This is a genomic window from Aeromonas sp. DSM 116730 (assembly GCF_046581335.1).
In the GTDB taxonomy this organism is placed as follows: Bacteria; Pseudomonadota; Gammaproteobacteria; order Enterobacterales; family Aeromonadaceae; genus Aeromonas; species Aeromonas rivipollensis.
The window spans coordinates 2,898,385-2,915,570 of sequence record NZ_CP144265.1; the positions used below are offsets into that span (position 1 = coordinate 2,898,385).

Below are 17,186 nucleotides of genomic sequence, written 5' to 3' on the forward strand. Positions count from 1 at the left end.
CGCCAACTTTTCCGGCCCAGCGGCCACAGAGACGAGGTAGATGATGAAAGTAGGTATTATCGGCGCCATGGAGCAGGAAGTTGCCCTGCTGCGCAGCCAGCTGAGTGAACCCACCACCCTGCAACTGGGCGGCTGCGAGTTCTATCAGGGCCGTCTGGCCGGTAAAGAGGTGATCCTGACCCGCTCCGGCATCGGCAAGGTTGCCGCCAGCGTCGCCACCAGCCTGCTGCTGGAGAAATTTGCCCCCGACTGCGTCATCAACACCGGCTCCGCCGGCGGCTTCGCCCAGGATCTGCACATCGGAGACGTGGTCATCGCCAGCGAGATGCGTTTCCACGACGTGGACGTGACCGCCTTCGGTTACGAGATGGGCCAGATGGCCCAGCAGCCCGCCGCCTTCCCCTGCGATGACAAGCTCATCGCCCTGGCCCAGTCCTGCATCGCCGAGCAAGGCAAGCACCAGACCAAAGTCGGCCTCATCTGCACCGGTGATCAGTTTATGTGCAAGCCGGACGCCATCACCAAAGCCCGGGCTGACTTCCCGCAGATGCTGGCAGTCGAGATGGAAGGGGCCGCCATCGGCCAGGTATGCCACATGTTCAAGGTGCCCTATCTGGTGGTGCGCGCCATGTCCGACATAGCCGGCAAGGAGCAGGTGGAATCCTTCGATGCCTTCATCGAGGTGGCGGGTCAACACTCCGCCGAGGTGATCATGGCGCTGCTCGGCAAGCTGTGATCGACACCATCCCCTGGGACGCCCTGATGACCGCCCTCACCTCGACGACGGCGGCCATCATGGTGGGTGCCGCCCTGCTGGAGGCCCTGCTGCCCTGGCCCGCGCGTTTCAGGCCCGGCGCCACAGTGCCGCTGCTGACCCGCCTCGGTCACAAGGTGTATCGCCCGGACGGTTCCCCCAGTCAGCAACGCCAGGCGGGGCTGCTGGCCCTGCTGGTGGTCTGGGTGCCCTGCGCCGCCGGCCTCTGGGCGGTGCGCAATCTCTCCCTCTCCGAGCCCTTGTTCGACCTGCTGTTCCTGCTGCTGATGCTGGAATCACGCCCCCTGCGGGAACTCGCCCAGACGAGCCGCGCCCTGGCAACCCAGGAGACGCTGGTGGTGGCGAGGTTGCAGGCAGCGAGCTGGCTCAGGCGAGAGACGGGCGCCCTGTCGGTGATGGGATTGAACAAGGCGGTGAGCGAGACCTGCGTGCTGCGCCTCGTGGGCCAGTGGGCCGGCCCCCTGCTGGGCTTTGCCCTCGCCGGGGTGCAAGGGGCCCTGCTCTGGCGTCTCGCCCAGCTGATGAATCAGGCCTGGAGCCCGAAACAGGCGGAGTTCGTCCACTTCGGCCGCGCCGCCAGTGCGCTCTATCAGGGGCTCTGCGCCCCCGCCATACTGCTGCTGGCGCTCCCCCTCGCACTGACCCGGTTGCGCCAGCTTGGGGGCAAGCTGCGCCTTGCCCTGCGCTGGCCCTATCCGGCCATGGGCGGCCTGCTCAGCCTGCTGGCACAGAGCACGGGTTGCCGCCTCGGGGGCCCCCGCTACTATCAGGGCCAGCTGGTGCGCCTCCCGGTGTTTGACGAAGGCGTCGAGCCCGATGCCACCCTTCCCCGGCGCCTGCTCCATCGCCTGCTGCTGATCGGCTGGGGTTGGCTGGTGCTCTCGCTGCTCCTGACTCTGATGACGCTTCGCCATGGTTAACCTTATCCCCCATCGCACCCTGTGCCTGTTGCTGTGCCTGCTCGGCTGGCCCCTGTCCGGTGCGGCGGCCACCCCGCAGCGCATCATCAGCCTCACCCCCCACCTGACCGAGCTGCTGTACGACATAGGGGCCGGGGATCGCATAGTCGCGACCGACGATGCCTCCGATTTCCCCCCCGAGGTGGCGCCCCTGCCCCGGGTCGCCAACTACCGCAGCATCAACCTGGAGGCCCTGCTGGCCCAGAAGCCGGATCTGGTGGTGGCCTGGCGCTCGGCCCAGTCCCGCATGCTGGCCCCCGTCGAGAAGCTCGGCATCCCCGTCTTCTACTCGGAGCCCACCGACTTTGCCTCCCTGGCCACAGAGATGCGCAGCCTGGGGCGCCTGCTCGGCACCCAACAGAAGGCCGACCAGCAGGCCGACGCCTATCTGGCCAGGCTCTATGCGCTGAAACAGCGCTACGGCAAGCCCAAGCCGGTCTCGGTCTTCTATCAGCTCTGGTATCCGCCGCTGACCAGCGTCAATGACTCGACCTGGCCGGGCCACGCCATCAGGCTCTGTGGCGGCCGCAATATCATGGCGGATGCCAGCTCCCCCTACCCCCAGGTCGGGCTGGAGCAGGTGATCAAGGCCAACCCCAGGCTCATCCTGGCTGGCAGCCGGGATCCTGCCGTGCTGGCCCACTGGCGCCAGTGGTCCATGCTGGATGCCGTCAAGCAGCAGCGGCTCCTCCTCATCAATCCCGATGAGCTGCACCGCTTCACCCCGCGAGCCCTCAATGCGGTGGAGCAGCTGTGTGAGGCCATCGCCCGCAGCAAGCCGCCATCGGACTGAGACCCGGGCTTCACATCGGGCGAGCCCTCCGATGGCTCGCCACAAGATATGGCATAAAATATGCTTTCTATCCTGACAGATACTCACTCCATAACGGGACTATGACATGTTCAACGGAAAAACGATCCTGATCACCGGGGGTACCGGCTCCTTTGGCAAGGAGTTCATCGAGGCTGTCCTCTCCCTGTACACGCCGAGCCGTTTGATCGTCTATTCCCGTGATGAACTCAAGCAATTCGAGATGCAGCAGCGCTTCAACCATCCCTGCATGCGCTACTTCATCGGCGATGTACGCGATGCCGAGCGGCTCAACATGGCCATGCACGGCGTGGACTTCGTGGTCCATGCCGCCGCCCTCAAGCAGGTGCCGGCCGCCGAGTACAACCCCATGGAGTGCATCAAGACCAACGTCGGGGGCGCCGAAAACGTCATCAAGGCGGCGCTCAACAACGGGGTCGAGAAGGTGATAGCCCTCTCCACCGACAAGGCCGCCAACCCGGTCAACCTCTATGGCGCCACCAAGCTCTGCTCAGACAAGCTGTTCGTGGCCGCCAATAATATGGCGGGCAAGCATCCGACCATCTTCTCAGTGGTGCGTTACGGCAACGTGGTGGGATCCCGCGGCTCTGTGGTGCCTTTCTTCGACCGCCTGATCAAGGAGGGGGCCAGCCGCCTGCCCATCACCCATGGGGAGATGACTCGCTTCTGGCTCACCCTGCAACAGGGGGTGGAGTTCGTGCTGACCAACTTCGCCCGCATGAAGGGGGGGGAAGTGTTCGTTCCCAAGATCCCGTCCGTGCGCATCACGGATCTGGCCAGCGCCATGGCCCCCGAGCTGCCCCAGGAGATCATCGGCATACGCCCGGGCGAGAAGCTGCACGAGGTGATGTGCCCGGCCGATGACTCCTACCATACCTATGAGTTCAATGACTATTACGTCATCGCCCCCAGCATCACCTTCACGAGTCGCAACAATGACTTCGCGATCAATGCCCTGGGGGAGCAGGCGACCCTGGTCGAGCCCGGCTTCGAATACAATTCCCTCAATAATCGCCATTTCCTGTCGATAGAGGAATTGAAAACGATGAACCAGCAGGTGCTAGCCGAATGATCCCCTATGGACGCCAATCCATCACAGATGAAGATATCGATGCCGTCGTTGCCGTTCTGAAGTCGGACTATCTAACACAAGGTCAGATGGTCCCCGCCTTTGAACAGGGACTGGCCGACTATTGCCAAGCCCCCCATGTGATCGCCTGCAGCAACGGCACCACTGCCCTGCATCTCGCCTGCGCCACGCTGGAACTGGGCGCGGACGACTGGGTCTGGGTCTCGGCCGTCAGCTTCGTCGCCTCCGCCAACTGTGCCCGCTACTGCGGCGCCCAGGTGGATTTCGTCGACGTGGAGCCCGAGACCGGCAACCTCTGCGTGGCGGCGCTGCGCGAAAAGCTACAAGGCGTCCAGGGCAGCCCTCGCCAGCCCAGGGCCCTTGTCGCCGTGCATCTGGCGGGCCAGCCCTGCGATCTCGCCGAGATTGGCGCCCTGTGCCGGCAATATGGCGTTCACCTCATCGAGGATGCCTGCCATGCCCTGGGAGCCAGCTATCAGGGGGACCCCATCGGCAGCTGTGCCCACAGCGACATGACCGTCTTCAGCTTCCATCCCGTGAAACCCATCACCACGGGGGAAGGTGGCGCAGTGACCACCCGCAGTGCCGAACTGGCGGCCAAGCTCCGCCTCTATCGCAGCCATGGCATCACCCGGGACCCCGAGCAACTGAGCGCTCCCACTCCGGGTGGCTGGTACTACGAGCAGCAAGTGCTCGGCTTCAACTACCGCCTGACCGACATCCAGGCGGCGCTGGGCTCAAGCCAGCTCCGCCGCCTGCCCCTGTTTATCGACCTTCGCCAGCAACTGGCCGCCCGTTACGACGCCCTGCTGGCCAGATTGCCGGTGCAGCCCCTGCGTCAAATGGATGACCGCAGCAACGGCTACCACCTCTATGTGATCCGGGTCGCCGACCGGGATCGGGTGTTTGCACAGCTGAGGGAGGCTGGCATCGGTGTCAACGTCCACTACATGCCCATTCCAGCCCAGCCCTATTACCGTGGTCTGGGCCATGATCCCGCCGATTATCCCGGCGCCCAGGCCTACTACCGACAAGCCATCAGCCTTCCCCTGTTCCCGGCCCTCTCATCAGCCGAGCAGGACAAGGTCGTCGAGGCCCTGGAGCGGGTACTATGCGCCTAGCCTTGGGGACTGTGCAGTTCGGGCTCGCCTATGGCATCAGCAATAGCGCGGGCGAGGTAGCGGATGACGAACTCGACACCATACTGGCCCTGGCGCGCCAGCTGGGCGTGGATACCCTGGACACGGCTCAGGCCTATGGCAAGGCAGAGGCGAGGCTCGGGATGCACAGCACCAACGACTTTCAGCTCATCACCAAGCTGGCACCGGGCATCGACGCCAAAGACGTAGACTCCTATGTGGAGTCCAGCCTGCAACGATTGGGACGCCCCAGGCTGGATGGCTTGCTGCTGCATCGCAGCCAGGATGCCAGCCCTGCCCTGTTCGAGGCGTTGGCGACTCTGCAGCAAGAGGGCAAGGTGGGCAAGACAGGGGTCTCCGTCTACGCCCCCGAGGAGCTGGCACTGTGGCTGGAGCAGGGTTACCCCCTGGAGCTGGTGCAATTGCCTGCCAACCTGCTCGATCAGCGTTTTTTACGCTCGGGCTGGCTCGACCGATTGCAGGACTTGGGGTGTGAAATCCATGTTCGCTCCCTCTTCCTGCAAGGCCTCTTGTTGATGCAGCCGGACCTGCGTCCCGACCATTTTCACCCCTTCAGCGAACAGTTGGCGCGGCTGGATGGGTGGCAGCCCCACAGCTCCCCCCTCCACAAGGCGCTCTCCCTGATCCCGGCCCTGCCCCAAGTGAGCCGCTTCGTGGTGGGGGTCTGTCATGCCCATGAGCTGGCGGCGATCGCGTCGGCCTATGCCCATCTGCATCCGTGCCATGACAACGAGCTGGCTGCCCTCGCCTGTGACGAGCCGGCCCTCATCAATCCAGCCTTGTGGAGAACATCATGATCCTCGGTATCCTGCAGGCCAGAGCCGGCTCCAGCCGGCTGCCGGGCAAGGTGCTCAAGCCCCTGCTAGGCGCCCCCATGCTCGCCCGCCAGATTGAACGGCTCAAGCGCTCGGCCAGACTGGATCAGCTGGTGGTCGCCACCAGTGACCAGGCCGACGATCTCGCCATAGCGGCGCTCTGCGCAGAGCTGGATGTTCCCTGTTTTCGCGGCCCCCTGGACGACGTGCTGCAACGCTTTCATCTTGCGGCGCAACCCTTTGGCCCCAGCCAGATTGTCAGGCTCACCGGCGACTGCCCCCTCGCGGATCCCGTCCTCATCGACGCACTCATCGAGCTTCATCTGACCGGCGGCTACGACTACAGCAGCAACTGCTGGGACCCCAGCTACCCGGACGGACTGGATGCGGAGATCCTGAGCGCCGCCACCCTCGACCTGCTGGCCGAACGCGCGCACACCCCGGCCGAGCGCGAGCATGTGACCTACTACATCCGCCAGCATGCGGATCGGTTCAAGATAGGGACACTGAGCCGCACCCCCAGCCTGGCCCACCTGCGCTGGACAGTGGACGAGCCCGCCGACTTCGAGCTGGTCGAGCAAATCTACCGCCGGCTCTATCCGGTCAAGCCCGCCTTCACCACAGAAGACATCCTCGCCCTGCTGGCGCGGGAGCCGCAACTGGCGACCCTGAACACCCAACACCAGCGCAATGAAGGGCTGGCAACCTCACTGGCCAAGGAGAAGCATTCATGACCTCACGTTATCAGCATTCACTGGCGCTCTCTGCCCGTGCCGAGCAGAGTATTCCTCTGGGCTCCCAGACCTTCTCCAAGAGCCGCCTCTGCTTCCCCCATGGCGCCGCCCCGCTCTTTATCGAGCGCGGCCAGGGCGCCAGGGTGTGGGACGTGGATGGCAACGACTATCTGGACTTTGCCAGCGGTCTGCTGGCCATCAGCCTGGGTTACTGTGACCCGGATGTGAACCAGGCCGTGCTGGAGCAACTCAATCTGGGCTCCATCTTCTCCCTTCCCCATCGGCTGGAAACCGAGGTTGCCGAACAGCTGATCGAGCTGATTCCCTGTGCCGAGATGGTGCGCTTTGGCAAGAACGGCACCGATGCCACCTCCGCCTGCATCCGCCTCTCCCGCGCCGTTACCGGTCGGGAGCGGGTCGCCGTCTGCGGCTACCACGGCTGGCAGGACTGGTACATCGGCTCCACCACTCGCCACCTGGGGGTGCCCGAATGCGTACGCGAACTGACCCATCGCTTCGACTACAACGATCTGGGCTCCCTCAAGGCCCAGCTGGAGGCCCATCCCGGCGAATTTGCCGCCGTGATCCTGGAACCCATGAACGTCGCCTGGCCCACCCCTGAGTTCCTGCCCGGCCTGCGCCAGCTGTGTGACCAGCACGGCGCCCTGCTCATCTTCGATGAGACCATCACCGGCTTTCGCTTCCACCTCGGCGGTGCCCAGACCCTGTTCGGCGTCACGCCGGATCTGGCCGCCTTTGGCAAGGGCATGGCCAACGGTTTCCCCATCTCAGCCGTGGTAGGCCGCCGCCAGTACATGGGCCGCATGGAGGATATCTTCTTCTCCGGCACCTTTGGCGGCGATGCCATCGCCCTGGCGGCAGCCAACGCCGTCATCAAGAAGATGCGCCGGCTCGACGTGCCAGCACGACTGGCCGAGCGGGGCCAGCAACTGCTCGATGGGCTCAACGCACTGCTGCAACAAATAAACGCCCCGAGCTGGCTGCAAAGCGCCGGTCACCCGAGCTGGAGCTTCCTGCTGATCGGCGATTCGGCCAACCACTCCAGCTGGCTGCTGAAAAGCTACTTCATCCAGGAGCTGTGCAAGCGGGGCATTCTCAGCCTCGGCAGCCACAACCTCAACCTCGCCCACAGCGAGCAGGACGTTCACACCCTGTTGAGCGTCTATGCCGAGGTGCTGCCAGCGCTTATCCGTCTGGATGCCGACAAGGCCATTCACCAATCTCTGGATGGCGAGCCGATCCAGCCGGTGTTCAAGGTGCGCTGAGTGCTGCCCCTGTGGATTTTCAGCGAAGGGGACAAGGGGCGGGGTCTGGGTCACCTCAGTCGCTGCAGCGCCTATGCCGCCGCCTGGCGGCAACAGGGCGGCACTGTCCACTGGGTGGTCGAGGGCGATGAGCTGGCCGGCGCCATGCTCAAGGAGGAGTCCGTTCGCTGGGGCAACTGGCAGCAAGAGCCCATCTCCCCGCAGCAGGCGGTCGCCATTGTCGACTCTTATTCGGCTAGCCTGACGACACTGCAGAGCATAGCGGCGGGGTTTGTGCGGGTGATTTACCTCGATGACACCGAGCGCCTGGACTATCCAGAGGGGATGGTGATCCATGCCAGCCCCGGAATCCCAGGCAACAAGTGCGGTGCCGCCATATGGCAGTGGGGACCGGGCTGGCAACCCCTGCGCCCTCCGTTCTGGTCCGTTCCCGCCCGAACCCGGATTCCCGAGCGCATCGAGCGCATCCTGATCATCATGGGGGGAACCGACGTGCGCGACCTGACTCCCGGGTTGGTCACCTGGCTACGCCAGCACTGTCCCGAGGTGGAGCTGGACGTCGTCATCCGGGAACACGATCCGCGACTGTCGGGATGCAGGCAACATTACCGCCTCGATGCCAGCCAGATGGCCGCTCTCATGTGTCGCTGCGATCTGGCCATCAGCAGTGCCGGACAGGTGACCTATGAGCTGGCGCGCTGCGGTCTGCCGGGCCTGCTCATCGGCGTTGTCGACAACCAGGCCAGCCAGCTGGCTGGCTGGTGCGGGCCGGACGCCTTCCTCCCGGGCGGCTGGTGGCATGATGCCGGCTTGCTCTCGCGGCTGGAACAAGGGCTGGCAAGACTGGCAGCACCGGACGAACGCTCCAGACGAGCACACAGGCTGCAAGCGCTGATGGCAGGAAACGGCACCCTGGAGGCCCTCTCATGGCTCAGCCAGAGATAGATCTGCAGCGCCGCTTCGAGCTGGCCGATGTCACCCTCATCCCTTTTTCCATGCTGGACGAGCAGCAGTTAGTGGCGGTCTGGCAGATGCGCAACCATCCGGAGATTGCAGGCTGGATGAACACTGGGGGTGACATCAGCCTGGAGGCGCATCGCGCCTTCATGGCACGTCAACACCAGGAAACCCGCAACCTGAACTATCTCTGCCAGGACCCTCAAGGGATCCTGGGGGTACTCTCCCTGCACCGGCTGGACTGGCACAATCGCCTGGCCTGGCTCGGGATCTATCGCAATCCCTGGCGCAGCGAGAAACGGCTTGGCGCGCGCCTGCTGACCGCCGTCAACCGGCTCGCCTTCGACGTCGCCCATCTGCACACCCTCAAGCTGGAGGTCGCGGCGGACAATGAAAGAGCCATTCAAGCCTATCTGAGAGCAGGCTTTCGCCATGAAGGCGCCTGGCGGGAGGCGGTCTATCGCCCCCAAACAACAAACCATGTCGATCTCGTGCTGATGGGGATCACCGAACAGGAGTGGACACATTCATGACCCAAGCCAAGGCGAGCGCCATCAATCCGGATCGCTGCTTCATCATCGCCGAACTGTCTGCCAACCATGGCCACTCCCTGGAGACGGCGCTGGCGACGGTACGCGCGGCCAAGGCATGTGGTGCCGATGCCATCAAGATCCAGACCTACACGGCCGACACCATCACCCTGGATTGCGACAATGAGTATTTCCAGATCAATCAGGGCACCATCTGGGATGGCACCACGCTCTACAAGCTCTATCAGGAGGCCTATACCCCCTGGGAGTGGCATGCCGCCATCCAGGCCGAGGCGCAGAAAGAGGGGCTGCTCTTCTTCTCCACCCCCTTTGATGTGACCGCGGTCGATTTTCTGGAAGACCTCGATGTCCCCCTCTACAAGATCGCCTCGTTTGAAATCACCGACATTCCCCTGATCGAATACGCGGCCAGCAAGGGCAAGCCGATGATCATCTCGACCGGCATCGCGACCCTGGCCGATATCGATGCCGCCGTGCAGGCCTGCCGCCGCATGGGCAATCAGGATATTACCCTGCTCAAGTGCACCTCCTCCTACCCCGCCCCGGTGGAGGAGGCCAACCTGCTCACCATTCCCAATATGCGACAGACATTCGGGGTGAAGGTAGGATTGTCCGACCATACCCTGGGAGAGGCCGTGGCCATGGCCGCCACGGCGCTGGGGGCTCGCGTGATTGAAAAACACTTTATTCTGGATCGCGCCCTGGGTGGGCCGGACGCCTCCTTCTCCATGACACCGAACGAGTTCTGCCATATGGTCGACGGGATCAGGCAGGTTGAAGCAGCCCTGGGGGAGGTCTGCTACAGCCTCAATGACAAGGCGATGGCAAACCGGCACTTCTCCCGCTCACTCTTCGTCTGTGAGCCGATGAAAGCCGGAGAGGTCTTTACCTCCCGCAATGTCCGCTCCGTCCGACCTGCGGATGGATTACCCCCGGTTCACCTCCCCTCCCTGCTGGGTCGCCGTGCAAGCCAGGATATTCAGGCTGGCACACCGCTGGCATGGCCATTGATTGCCCAAGTTGCCGAGGAGCAGTAGATGCAACAGAAAAACGTCTTCATGGCCCGGGAAGGGAACGAGTGGTACGAGCGCAACAAGGCCGCCATCCTCGAGAAATCTCTGGCGAGTGACCCCATCTTCAAGGCGCTGGAATACCTGGGCAGCAAACCTGCCAGGATCCTGGAGATAGGCTGTGCCAACGGCTGGCGGCTGGCGCAGCTGGCCGAGCACTACGACGCCCGTTGCTATGGGGTGGATCCGTCCGCCAGCGCCATCCAAGATGGGCTCTCCCGCTATCCAGGGTTGCAGCTCACTGTGGGAACAGCCGACAGCCTGCCCGAAATAGAACCGGTCGATCTCATCATCTTCGGCTTCTGCCTCTATCTGTGCGATCCCCAGGATCTGTTCAGGATTGCCGCCGGCAGTGATGCCCTGCTGACGGATCGGGGCCTCATGACCATACTGGATTTCAACCCCCCGGCCGGCCACTATCGCAACGACTATCAGCATCACGCCAATCTCTTCAGCTACAAGATGAATTACGGAGAGTTGTTTGGCTGGCACCCGGGCTACCATCGCCTGTTTGAACACGTGCAGCATCACGACGGTGGCACTGAACTTGAGCCGGATGCGCTGATCTCGGTGCAGATCCTGCGAAAAGATGTACGCCTGCTCGCGGCACAGAATCCTTATCCCAAGGGATAAAAAAACACCGGCCCAAGGGCCTAATGCAAGTCAGTTAAGCGAATTTGAGTCCCAACCCGCGTGGTATAAGAGCTAAAAAGCGAGGGAGGCATGATGCCTCCCTCTTACTATTGAATGCCAGTCAGGGGAAGGGTTTCAGTCATATTGACCCTCTAACCTTGGAACAACTCTGAATATTCAAATTAACGAACATTCAGTCAAAAAGGTGTTTGACTGTTCGCTATTATCCCCTTGGAACTGTGCTTTTTGTCTAAAAAAGGTTATAGACAGAGTATCTAACTTTTCTTTCTAAACAGAGCCATCAGTTCATTGTCATTCATATCTACACTGTCGAGCGCCTTGGGATACATGTCTCTGACTTTCGCCAAGAACTCCAGCCAGAGTTCGATGGCCGGCTTCATCAGCACCAGCGTCTCTTCCTCCCCCTCGAAGGAGTAGAGAATGGAGCTCAGCAGGGTAAATACATAGTTCATCGAACCTATCATGACTTGTGCAATATGCTGCTGTCGTGTAGCAGAAATCTGGGCAAGATAGCCAAAGTTGCGCAGCATCAGCTGATTTATCTCATTGCGAGATGTGAAGTCTTGTTGCCATTCGGCCACCATCTTGTCGATGAAGATATTAAAGAACTCGATATCCAGCAACGACTCGACATCCTGCTTTGACAAGGAAATTGGTGCACACAAGGCAACTATTTCCCCGAGCAGAGCGGATTTTTCAACCGGGATAGAGAGGTTTATCTCGGCACTGGGCAGGGCCCTCGCCTTCTCTATCTTGGCGCCATCGCTGCAATTGAAACAGCGTACATCTTCGTTGGTGGCCAGTACTTGCTCCATCACCCGCCGCGAGGTATCAAACATGGCATTGCTGATCACCATGCCGCCAAAATTCCCTTCCCGTTGCCACAAACTATCGCCATACATCATCTCGCCCAGCGCCCCCGCACTCTCCTCGTTGTTATAGTACGAGCTGAGTTTGGAATGATGGTGCCCCTTGTGCTTGTAGCCGTTATCCAGACCGAACAGATACAGGTTTTTAAAGCCAAGGTGGATGGGGGCACTGACACCTATATTGCCCACCAGGGGGTTCACCCCACCGAGGGCGGCGCAGGCGTTCAAATGGGGAAAGTAATTATGGTAGATCGCCGCCCCGGGCTCGCTGAGTTTGAATGCAAGCACTGATTGATTGAATAGCGAAGCACAATCGGGGTGAATGACATCCGTACTCAAGAACAGGACATCGCGCAGGTAATCAGGATCATTCAAGTTGACCAGGAAGTCATAGACTATCTTGGTCCGCTCCGTTTCAACGTGAATGTCCGGCTTGATGCCGACCTTGTGCAAGGCTGAAATGGCGCTGCCACAGGAGATAATTAGGGCCTTGTCTTTGTTTTTCTCGATGACAGCAATGGCATCATCCAGCGAGGGGCCATTGGCAATAATAAAGACAGGTGTCCGAGAATAACCAGCGGGGACCTTTCCTCCCTTTTTCAAAAAGGGCACAGCACGCTCGATATTATTGATGGTGTGAGACAGGGCGATCAGATTGTCATCGAAGAAGCCCCACCCCATGACCAGCAGATAATATTCCTGCTGCACCTTCTCTATCAGCTTTCTTATCCTCTCGTTCTGATAACCCCACATGATGAAAGCGTTGGCGATCAGGAAAGAGCCGCGGCTGTGAATGGCCGAAGCAAAATCCTTGACAATGGTTTCTTCATCCTGCCCCAGCAAAATATGCAGCCCCAGATTCTCCTGATGCAGATAAGTCAGCAATGGCGCCCAGTCGAAGCAGAACAAGGAGGCGTAGAAGAGATCCAGGTCCGGCTCAAACAGGAAAAGAGTACCGATCTTGCATCTTTCATAGAGATAACCGAGGTGATACCCCAGACCCACCCCGAAGATAAGGGCACTCGGTACCTCATGGGGCACCTGGCCGAGCATTTTTTCCCGCGTAGAAATGTCGTCAAGATAGGCATTGAGCCTGTTGAGATAATCAACATGCACGAAACCTATCGCATTAGCCTCCTGGCTGAAGGAGAACCTGGACAAGCCCCCCTTCTCCATGAACTCCTTCACCAGCGTCTCACAGATGAGATAAGGTTCGGCGCCGTACACTGCGACATCATCGTCGAGCCAGGCCAGATTGGGTTGACCGTTTTCATTGCAGAAGAACTTGAACGGACGGGCAGGCTGATAGCCCTCATACATGTCGGCGATATGGGGAATATATTGGCGAAACGCGGCCATATTTTGTGCAAAGCGAAGGGGCAACGCCACCTTCATGGCAGCTTCCTGCTCCGCTTGCTGCTGAAGTCGCAGTGCATCCTGTTCCGCTTTTATCAGGGCTGCATCAATATTGACTGGCATCAGAACTCCTTGCTGTTTGCACGATACGCTTGCCCGGCCCTGCTGGCTTTCCCAACGTGGGTCAGCTGTTCGAAAATGGCGTGATGATGGCTGGCTGCCAAGGCTTTCGTGCTCTCTTCTTGAATGGACAGTTCGCCAACCAGTGCCGCAACAGCCTGTTGTTGTTCAGGGTCATCTTGAGCAAACTGCACCAGACGACCTATCAACGCCAGCCGCTCATCCATGCAGAGCAGGGCCTCATCATATTGCTGCTGCTGCAATAGTGCGTCCATCAAGCGGGTATTTTCCCGCAGTGCGTCATCGAGCTCGGTGAGAGTGGCTCTCACAGCTCACCCAGCTGCTGTCTCATCTGAAAACCTTGCTGTTTTTCAGCTTCAGGCAATTGATCCCAACCGGATTTGATGGTCAGCATCAGTCCCATGACCTCGTCGAGGGGGGCAATGTCCCGTGCCAGACTGGCATCCCAGATACGTTCGTCCATATAGGCGTAAAGCCCATACAGGTCTTCTGCCATGGCGCCCTGACTCATATCCAGCGCATCCTGCAAACCATGCAGTAATCCCTGTGCCTTGGAGATGGCAACCGATTTGGCTTCCATGTCCTGGCGTTCGATGGCGCCCTTGGCTTGTGCCAGGCGTTCCAGGCAACCCTGCATCATCAATTGAATGACACGGTGAGGATCCGCCGTGGCCAGATCGGCTGCGAGGTTGCCCGCGGTATAGGCTTTGATATTGCGCTTGTACATATTTCAATACTCTCGATCTATCAAGATTTCTGATAATTCGTCTGCAGGCTGGACAATGCAGAGGCCGAGTTGTTCATCTTGACCAGCAAGGCATCCAAGCTGCCATATTGGGCACGCAGTGAGGCTTCATATTTTGCCAATTGTGCACTGGCCGTTGCGGTTTTCTGGGTAAGCGCACGTAAGTCCGAGTTCAAGACATCTTCTCGTTGTGCCAGCATGCCACCGCTCTTGGTATATTCTTTCAAGCCGGTATTCAAGGTGCCCGCCAGGCCCTTCTCTCCACCAAACAGCGCCACAACCTGATCGAAGTTCTTGTCGACGGCTTCGCCAAACTTCGTCTTGTCAAGGGACAGCTTGCCCTTGTTGTCCATCTTGATACCGACCTCGAAGATGGTGGAGTAGGTACCGCTGTTCTGGGAAGGGCTGACCAGCAGATTGCTCATGAATGATTCGATGGCTCTTGTGGTTGAGTCACCGGCCAGGGCGCCGCCATCGTCCTGCTTCACACCACCCACGAAGGTGTTGCGTTTGCCCAGGGTATTCATCTTGTCTTGCAGGGTGTTGTAACCATCCACGAACTGCTGGACAAGCTCCTGGATAGAGGTCTTGTCGGTCGTGATATCGACCTTGTTTGCCTTGAGATCCCCCGCACTGTCTTTATCCGACACGCGCAGCACAGTCACCTTGAGGTCCTGGATAGAGTCATCAAAGGTATTGGTGTCGCTCTTGAGGACGTTGCCATCCACGGAAATCTCAGCACTGCTGGCAGCCCGGGTCTGGTTCATGACACCGCCCCCCGACTCGAAGATGGCGAGCTCCGCTGTATCCCCGGTGATGGTCAGGTCCTTGCCATCGCCCGAGATGCCGGAATCGATCACCAGCTTGGCCTTGCCATCCGCCGTGTTGACTATGTTGGCGCTGAGGCCGAAGTTGTCGCCATTGCTGTTGATGCTCTTGCGAATGTCTTGCAGGGTATCGCCCGCTTTCACATCCACCTTGAACGTCTTGTCGCCGGCCTTGAAGGTCAGTTGCCCATCCTGGGTGACCAGGGAGGTGGTGGAACTATCGAAAATGCCTTCCTGACGACTCGTTTCCGCCAACTTATTGACGATGATGTTGTATTGCCCATTTGAGGCGCCAGACTTGCTCTCCACCTTCAGTATGGGGTCGTCTTTGCTCTGGGTAATGTTGATGGCGCGTTTGTTGAAAGCACCGGAGGCACTCAGCTTGTCGAGGATGTCGGTGAAGGCAGAGATGGAGGATTTCAGCTGACCTATGCCAGACAAGGTGATCTGGGTACTGTTTTGTTTGGTGACGATCGGTTGTTGCAACTGGGCTTTTTTCGCTGCCACACTCGCCGATATCACACTTTCAAGATCGAGCCCGGATCCCGCCCCCGCAGAGGTAATTGCCATACATCCTCCTGTCTATCGACTTAAAATTGGGTCACACCTGACCATCGAACAGCAGCCCGGAGAGACCGGAGCCATTGCCATTCGCCTGATCCATGGATTGCAACCTCTTGCTTATCAAGAGCATTTCCTCGCTCGGGATCTGACGGATAACCTGCTTGGTCTCCGCATCTATTACCTTGATCACCGGCTGGTCAAATTCGGGGACCAGACTGAAATTGATGGTCCATCCCTTCAACTTGCTCAAATCGTCCAATCTTTCTTGCAATTCCTGGGCCTGTTTTTCCATATAGGCCTTGTCCATACGCGGCTCTGACACCTTGGCCTGTGCCTGTGATGTCTTGGCTGTCGGCTCGACACTTGTCTGTTCGGCCAGTTCCTCTCCGCTGGATGTGGGTGGAGAAACAGCCATGGCGGCCTGGGGGCCGCCATGTTGAGTCAGCGTCGAAGTAACAGAAGGCATGGCTATCGATTCATTGGCCATCTGCTGCTCCTCATATCAATTGACGGTTGAACCGACTTAGCCCAGCAGCGACAGCGCCGACTGCGGACGCTGGTTGGCCTGGGCCAGTATGCTGGACGCGGCCTGTTGCAGAATGTTCTGCTTGGTCATGTTGGCAGTTTCGGTCGCAAAGTCCGCATCACGGATACGAGAGCGCGCTGCGCTGACGTTTTCCGAGATATTGGTCTGGTTGCGAATGGTCGAATCCAGCCGGTTTTGTACCGCACCCAGTTCGGCACGCTTGCCATCAACTACGGTCAGCATGGAGTCAACCGCAGCAAGAACATTCTGAGCATTGGTCTGAGTGCTGATACTGATGCCACCGGCTGCAGCCCCGTTTGTAAAAATCAGTGTTACTGCTAGAGCCCCTCCACTCGCCCCCATAATAGTGGTATTTGCTGCTGCCGCAATTCCAGAAATGCTGAAACCTGCGGACTGATTCAAACTAAAACCAATGGTCTGGTTGGCATCCGCACCCACCTGGAAACTACCGCTGTAGTTGCCATCCAGCAGCTTGGTGCCGGCAAAAGTAGTGTCTTGGGAAATACGGTTAATCTCGGAGCCCAGCTGATCCACTTCCTTCTGCAAGGCCTCCCGATCCTTGGCGGAGTTGGAGCCGTTGGCAGACTGCTGAGCCAGGGTACGCATGCGCTGCAGCATGCCGGTCACTTCGTCCATGGCCCCTTCTGCGGTCTGCGCCAGGGAGATGCCGTCGTTGGCGTTGCGGTTGCCCTGATCCAGGCCATTGATCTGAGAGGTCAGACGGTTGGAGATCTGCAGACCGGCCGCGTCGTCCTTGGCGCTGTTGATACGCAGACCGGATGCCAGGCGCGTGTATGAGGTATCCAACGACTTGGTGGTGTTCATCAAGTTACGCTGGGCGTTCAATGATGAAGTGTTGGTATTGATAAACATGGCCATAAAAGATTTCTCCTGATGAACAAGAAACTGCGGGCTCTGTTTGCATCTATGCAGCCAGGATCCCACCGTTCAGATGGACAGATTGAACGGTCTGTTCCATCTGGCGGGTCCCTTGTTTGAACGGACATTGGACCCGCAGTTGCGCAAATGCTGGTTTTCCGAACACCCCACAATTTGCTTCACCCTTTGTAGCGGCAGTCCCATCAGAAGCTTTAGGACATTTATTGCCGCTCTCATCAACAAAGAGGCAAATGCCTTCCGCTCAGAGGCTGATGGCTGTTAATCAGGCTATTGGTCGCTCTCGTCCAGAGCAGGCGGCTTCTGTTCATATTGGACTCAGGCCAGAAAGTTCAACTGGCATAGTTTATGCTGGAT

The 17,186-nt window shown here is 59.6% G+C and carries 18 protein-coding genes; 12 read left to right on the forward strand and 6 right to left on the reverse strand.

The window, feature by feature from the left end; all coding sequences use genetic code 11:
- The first annotated feature begins 43 nt into the window (after nt 1-43).
- The 12 genes from mtnN (at nt 44) to Aeroheme_RS13195 (ending at nt 10,862) form a co-directional block, all read left to right on the forward strand.
- On the forward strand, nt 44-736 hold the full coding sequence (gene mtnN, locus Aeroheme_RS13140) for a 5'-methylthioadenosine/S-adenosylhomocysteine nucleosidase (RefSeq protein WP_411165996.1): 693 nt from the start codon (nt 44-46) through the stop codon (nt 734-736).
- Nucleotides 737-762: 26 nt separating this feature from the next.
- Entirely contained in the window at nt 763-1,695 is a 933-nt protein-coding gene (locus Aeroheme_RS13145; protein WP_411167246.1) for a cobalamin biosynthesis protein, read from the forward strand.
- Nucleotides 1,688-2,527, forward strand: a complete 840-nt coding sequence (locus Aeroheme_RS13150; RefSeq protein ID WP_411165997.1) for a cobalamin-binding protein — start codon at nt 1,688-1,690, stop codon at nt 2,525-2,527. The genes Aeroheme_RS13145 and Aeroheme_RS13150 overlap by 8 nt, the downstream gene beginning before the upstream one ends.
- Nucleotides 2,528-2,633: 106 nt before the next feature.
- Entirely contained in the window at nt 2,634-3,638 is a 1,005-nt protein-coding gene (gene pseB / locus Aeroheme_RS13155; protein WP_411165998.1) for a UDP-N-acetylglucosamine 4,6-dehydratase (inverting), read from the forward strand.
- The gene (gene pseC, locus Aeroheme_RS13160) at nt 3,635-4,777 is read left to right on the forward strand and encodes a UDP-4-amino-4,6-dideoxy-N-acetyl-beta-L-altrosamine transaminase (RefSeq protein ID WP_368169371.1); all 1,143 of its coding nucleotides are present in this window, start codon (nt 3,635-3,637) and stop codon (nt 4,775-4,777) included. The genes pseB and pseC overlap by 4 nt, the downstream gene beginning before the upstream one ends.
- On the forward strand, nt 4,768-5,613 hold the full coding sequence (locus Aeroheme_RS13165; RefSeq protein ID WP_411165999.1) for an aldo/keto reductase: 846 nt from the start codon (nt 4,768-4,770) through the stop codon (nt 5,611-5,613). Before pseC ends, Aeroheme_RS13165 begins: the two co-directional genes overlap by 10 nt.
- The gene (locus Aeroheme_RS13170) at nt 5,610-6,365 is read left to right on the forward strand and encodes a cytidylyltransferase domain-containing protein (protein WP_411166000.1); all 756 of its coding nucleotides are present in this window, start codon (nt 5,610-5,612) and stop codon (nt 6,363-6,365) included. Before Aeroheme_RS13165 ends, Aeroheme_RS13170 begins: the two co-directional genes overlap by 4 nt.
- Complete coding sequence (locus tag Aeroheme_RS13175) at nt 6,362-7,651, forward strand: aminotransferase class III-fold pyridoxal phosphate-dependent enzyme (protein WP_168234751.1); 1,290 nt, start codon at nt 6,362-6,364, stop codon at nt 7,649-7,651. The genes Aeroheme_RS13170 and Aeroheme_RS13175 overlap by 4 nt, the downstream gene beginning before the upstream one ends.
- Entirely contained in the window at nt 7,652-8,596 is a 945-nt protein-coding gene (locus tag Aeroheme_RS13180) for a hypothetical protein (RefSeq protein WP_368169367.1), read from the forward strand.
- Complete coding sequence (pseH, locus tag Aeroheme_RS13185) at nt 8,578-9,141, forward strand: UDP-4-amino-4,6-dideoxy-N-acetyl-beta-L-altrosamine N-acetyltransferase (RefSeq protein ID WP_368169366.1); 564 nt, start codon at nt 8,578-8,580, stop codon at nt 9,139-9,141. Before Aeroheme_RS13180 ends, pseH begins: the two co-directional genes overlap by 19 nt.
- On the forward strand, nt 9,138-10,196 hold the full coding sequence (gene pseI, locus Aeroheme_RS13190) for a pseudaminic acid synthase (RefSeq protein ID WP_411166001.1): 1,059 nt from the start codon (nt 9,138-9,140) through the stop codon (nt 10,194-10,196). The genes pseH and pseI overlap by 4 nt, the downstream gene beginning before the upstream one ends.
- On the forward strand, nt 10,197-10,862 hold the full coding sequence (locus Aeroheme_RS13195) for a class I SAM-dependent methyltransferase (RefSeq protein ID WP_411166002.1): 666 nt from the start codon (nt 10,197-10,199) through the stop codon (nt 10,860-10,862).
- A 275-nt stretch (nt 10,863-11,137) separates the two neighbouring features.
- Here Aeroheme_RS13195 and Aeroheme_RS13200 read toward each other — a convergent pair whose 3' ends face one another.
- The 6 genes from Aeroheme_RS13200 to Aeroheme_RS13225 are packed head-to-tail and all read right to left on the reverse strand — an operon-like array spanning nt 11,138 to nt 16,811.
- The gene (locus Aeroheme_RS13200) at nt 11,138-13,231 is read right to left on the reverse strand and encodes a 6-hydroxymethylpterin diphosphokinase MptE-like protein (RefSeq protein ID WP_411166003.1); all 2,094 of its coding nucleotides are present in this window, start codon (nt 13,229-13,231) and stop codon (nt 11,138-11,140) included.
- The gene (locus Aeroheme_RS13205) at nt 13,231-13,503 is read right to left on the reverse strand and encodes a hypothetical protein (RefSeq protein ID WP_411166004.1); all 273 of its coding nucleotides are present in this window, start codon (nt 13,501-13,503) and stop codon (nt 13,231-13,233) included. Before Aeroheme_RS13205 ends, Aeroheme_RS13200 begins: the two co-directional genes overlap by 1 nt.
- A gap of 50 nt (nt 13,504-13,553) precedes the next feature.
- Nucleotides 13,554-13,976 carry a flagellar export chaperone FliS gene (fliS, locus tag Aeroheme_RS13210; RefSeq protein WP_025326517.1) on the reverse strand — a complete coding sequence of 141 codons (423 nt, stop codon included), beginning with the start codon at nt 13,974-13,976 and terminating at the stop codon, nt 13,554-13,556.
- Between the two features lie 20 nt (nt 13,977-13,996).
- Complete coding sequence (gene fliD, locus Aeroheme_RS13215) at nt 13,997-15,391, reverse strand: flagellar filament capping protein FliD (RefSeq protein ID WP_368169362.1); 1,395 nt, start codon at nt 15,389-15,391, stop codon at nt 13,997-13,999.
- 31 nt (nt 15,392-15,422) lie between these two features.
- Complete coding sequence (locus Aeroheme_RS13220) at nt 15,423-15,872, reverse strand: flagellar protein FlaG (RefSeq protein WP_368169361.1); 450 nt, start codon at nt 15,870-15,872, stop codon at nt 15,423-15,425.
- 36 nt (nt 15,873-15,908) lie between these two features.
- Nucleotides 15,909-16,811, reverse strand: coding sequence for a flagellin (locus tag Aeroheme_RS13225; RefSeq protein WP_368169360.1), 903 nt, complete (start codon nt 16,809-16,811; stop codon nt 15,909-15,911).
- Nucleotides 16,812-17,186: the final 375 nt, after the last annotated feature.

Excerpts from the sequence above, each read along its gene's own strand:
- pseC (WP_368169371.1), top strand. The coding sequence starts at position 3,635 with ATGATCCCCTATGGACGCCAATCCATCACAGATGAAGATATCGATGCC.
- fliD (WP_368169362.1), bottom strand. The coding sequence starts at position 15,391 with ATGGCAATTACCTCTGCGGGGGCGGGATCCGGGCTCGATCTTGAAAGT.
- Aeroheme_RS13150 (WP_411165997.1), top strand. The coding sequence starts at position 1,688 with ATGGTTAACCTTATCCCCCATCGCACCCTGTGCCTGTTGCTGTGCCTG.
- pseB (WP_411165998.1), top strand. The coding sequence starts at position 2,634 with ATGTTCAACGGAAAAACGATCCTGATCACCGGGGGTACCGGCTCCTTT.
- Aeroheme_RS13175 (WP_168234751.1), top strand. The coding sequence starts at position 6,362 with ATGACCTCACGTTATCAGCATTCACTGGCGCTCTCTGCCCGTGCCGAG.
- Aeroheme_RS13170 (WP_411166000.1), top strand. The coding sequence starts at position 5,610 with ATGATCCTCGGTATCCTGCAGGCCAGAGCCGGCTCCAGCCGGCTGCCG.
- Aeroheme_RS13195 (WP_411166002.1), top strand. The coding sequence starts at position 10,197 with ATGCAACAGAAAAACGTCTTCATGGCCCGGGAAGGGAACGAGTGGTAC.
- Aeroheme_RS13220 (WP_368169361.1), bottom strand. The coding sequence starts at position 15,872 with ATGGCCAATGAATCGATAGCCATGCCTTCTGTTACTTCGACGCTGACT.
- Aeroheme_RS13200 (WP_411166003.1), bottom strand. The coding sequence starts at position 13,231 with ATGCCAGTCAATATTGATGCAGCCCTGATAAAAGCGGAACAGGATGCA.
- Aeroheme_RS13205 (WP_411166004.1), bottom strand. The coding sequence starts at position 13,503 with ATGGACGCACTATTGCAGCAGCAGCAATATGATGAGGCCCTGCTCTGC.
- Aeroheme_RS13225 (WP_368169360.1), bottom strand. The coding sequence starts at position 16,811 with ATGGCCATGTTTATCAATACCAACACTTCATCATTGAACGCCCAGCGT.
- pseI (WP_411166001.1), top strand. The coding sequence starts at position 9,138 with ATGACCCAAGCCAAGGCGAGCGCCATCAATCCGGATCGCTGCTTCATC.
- fliS (WP_025326517.1), bottom strand. The coding sequence starts at position 13,976 with ATGTACAAGCGCAATATCAAAGCCTATACCGCGGGCAACCTCGCAGCC.
- Aeroheme_RS13165 (WP_411165999.1), top strand. The coding sequence starts at position 4,768 with ATGCGCCTAGCCTTGGGGACTGTGCAGTTCGGGCTCGCCTATGGCATC.
- pseH (WP_368169366.1), top strand. The coding sequence starts at position 8,578 with ATGGCTCAGCCAGAGATAGATCTGCAGCGCCGCTTCGAGCTGGCCGAT.
- mtnN (WP_411165996.1), top strand. The coding sequence starts at position 44 with ATGAAAGTAGGTATTATCGGCGCCATGGAGCAGGAAGTTGCCCTGCTG.
- Aeroheme_RS13145 (WP_411167246.1), top strand. The coding sequence starts at position 763 with ATGACCGCCCTCACCTCGACGACGGCGGCCATCATGGTGGGTGCCGCC.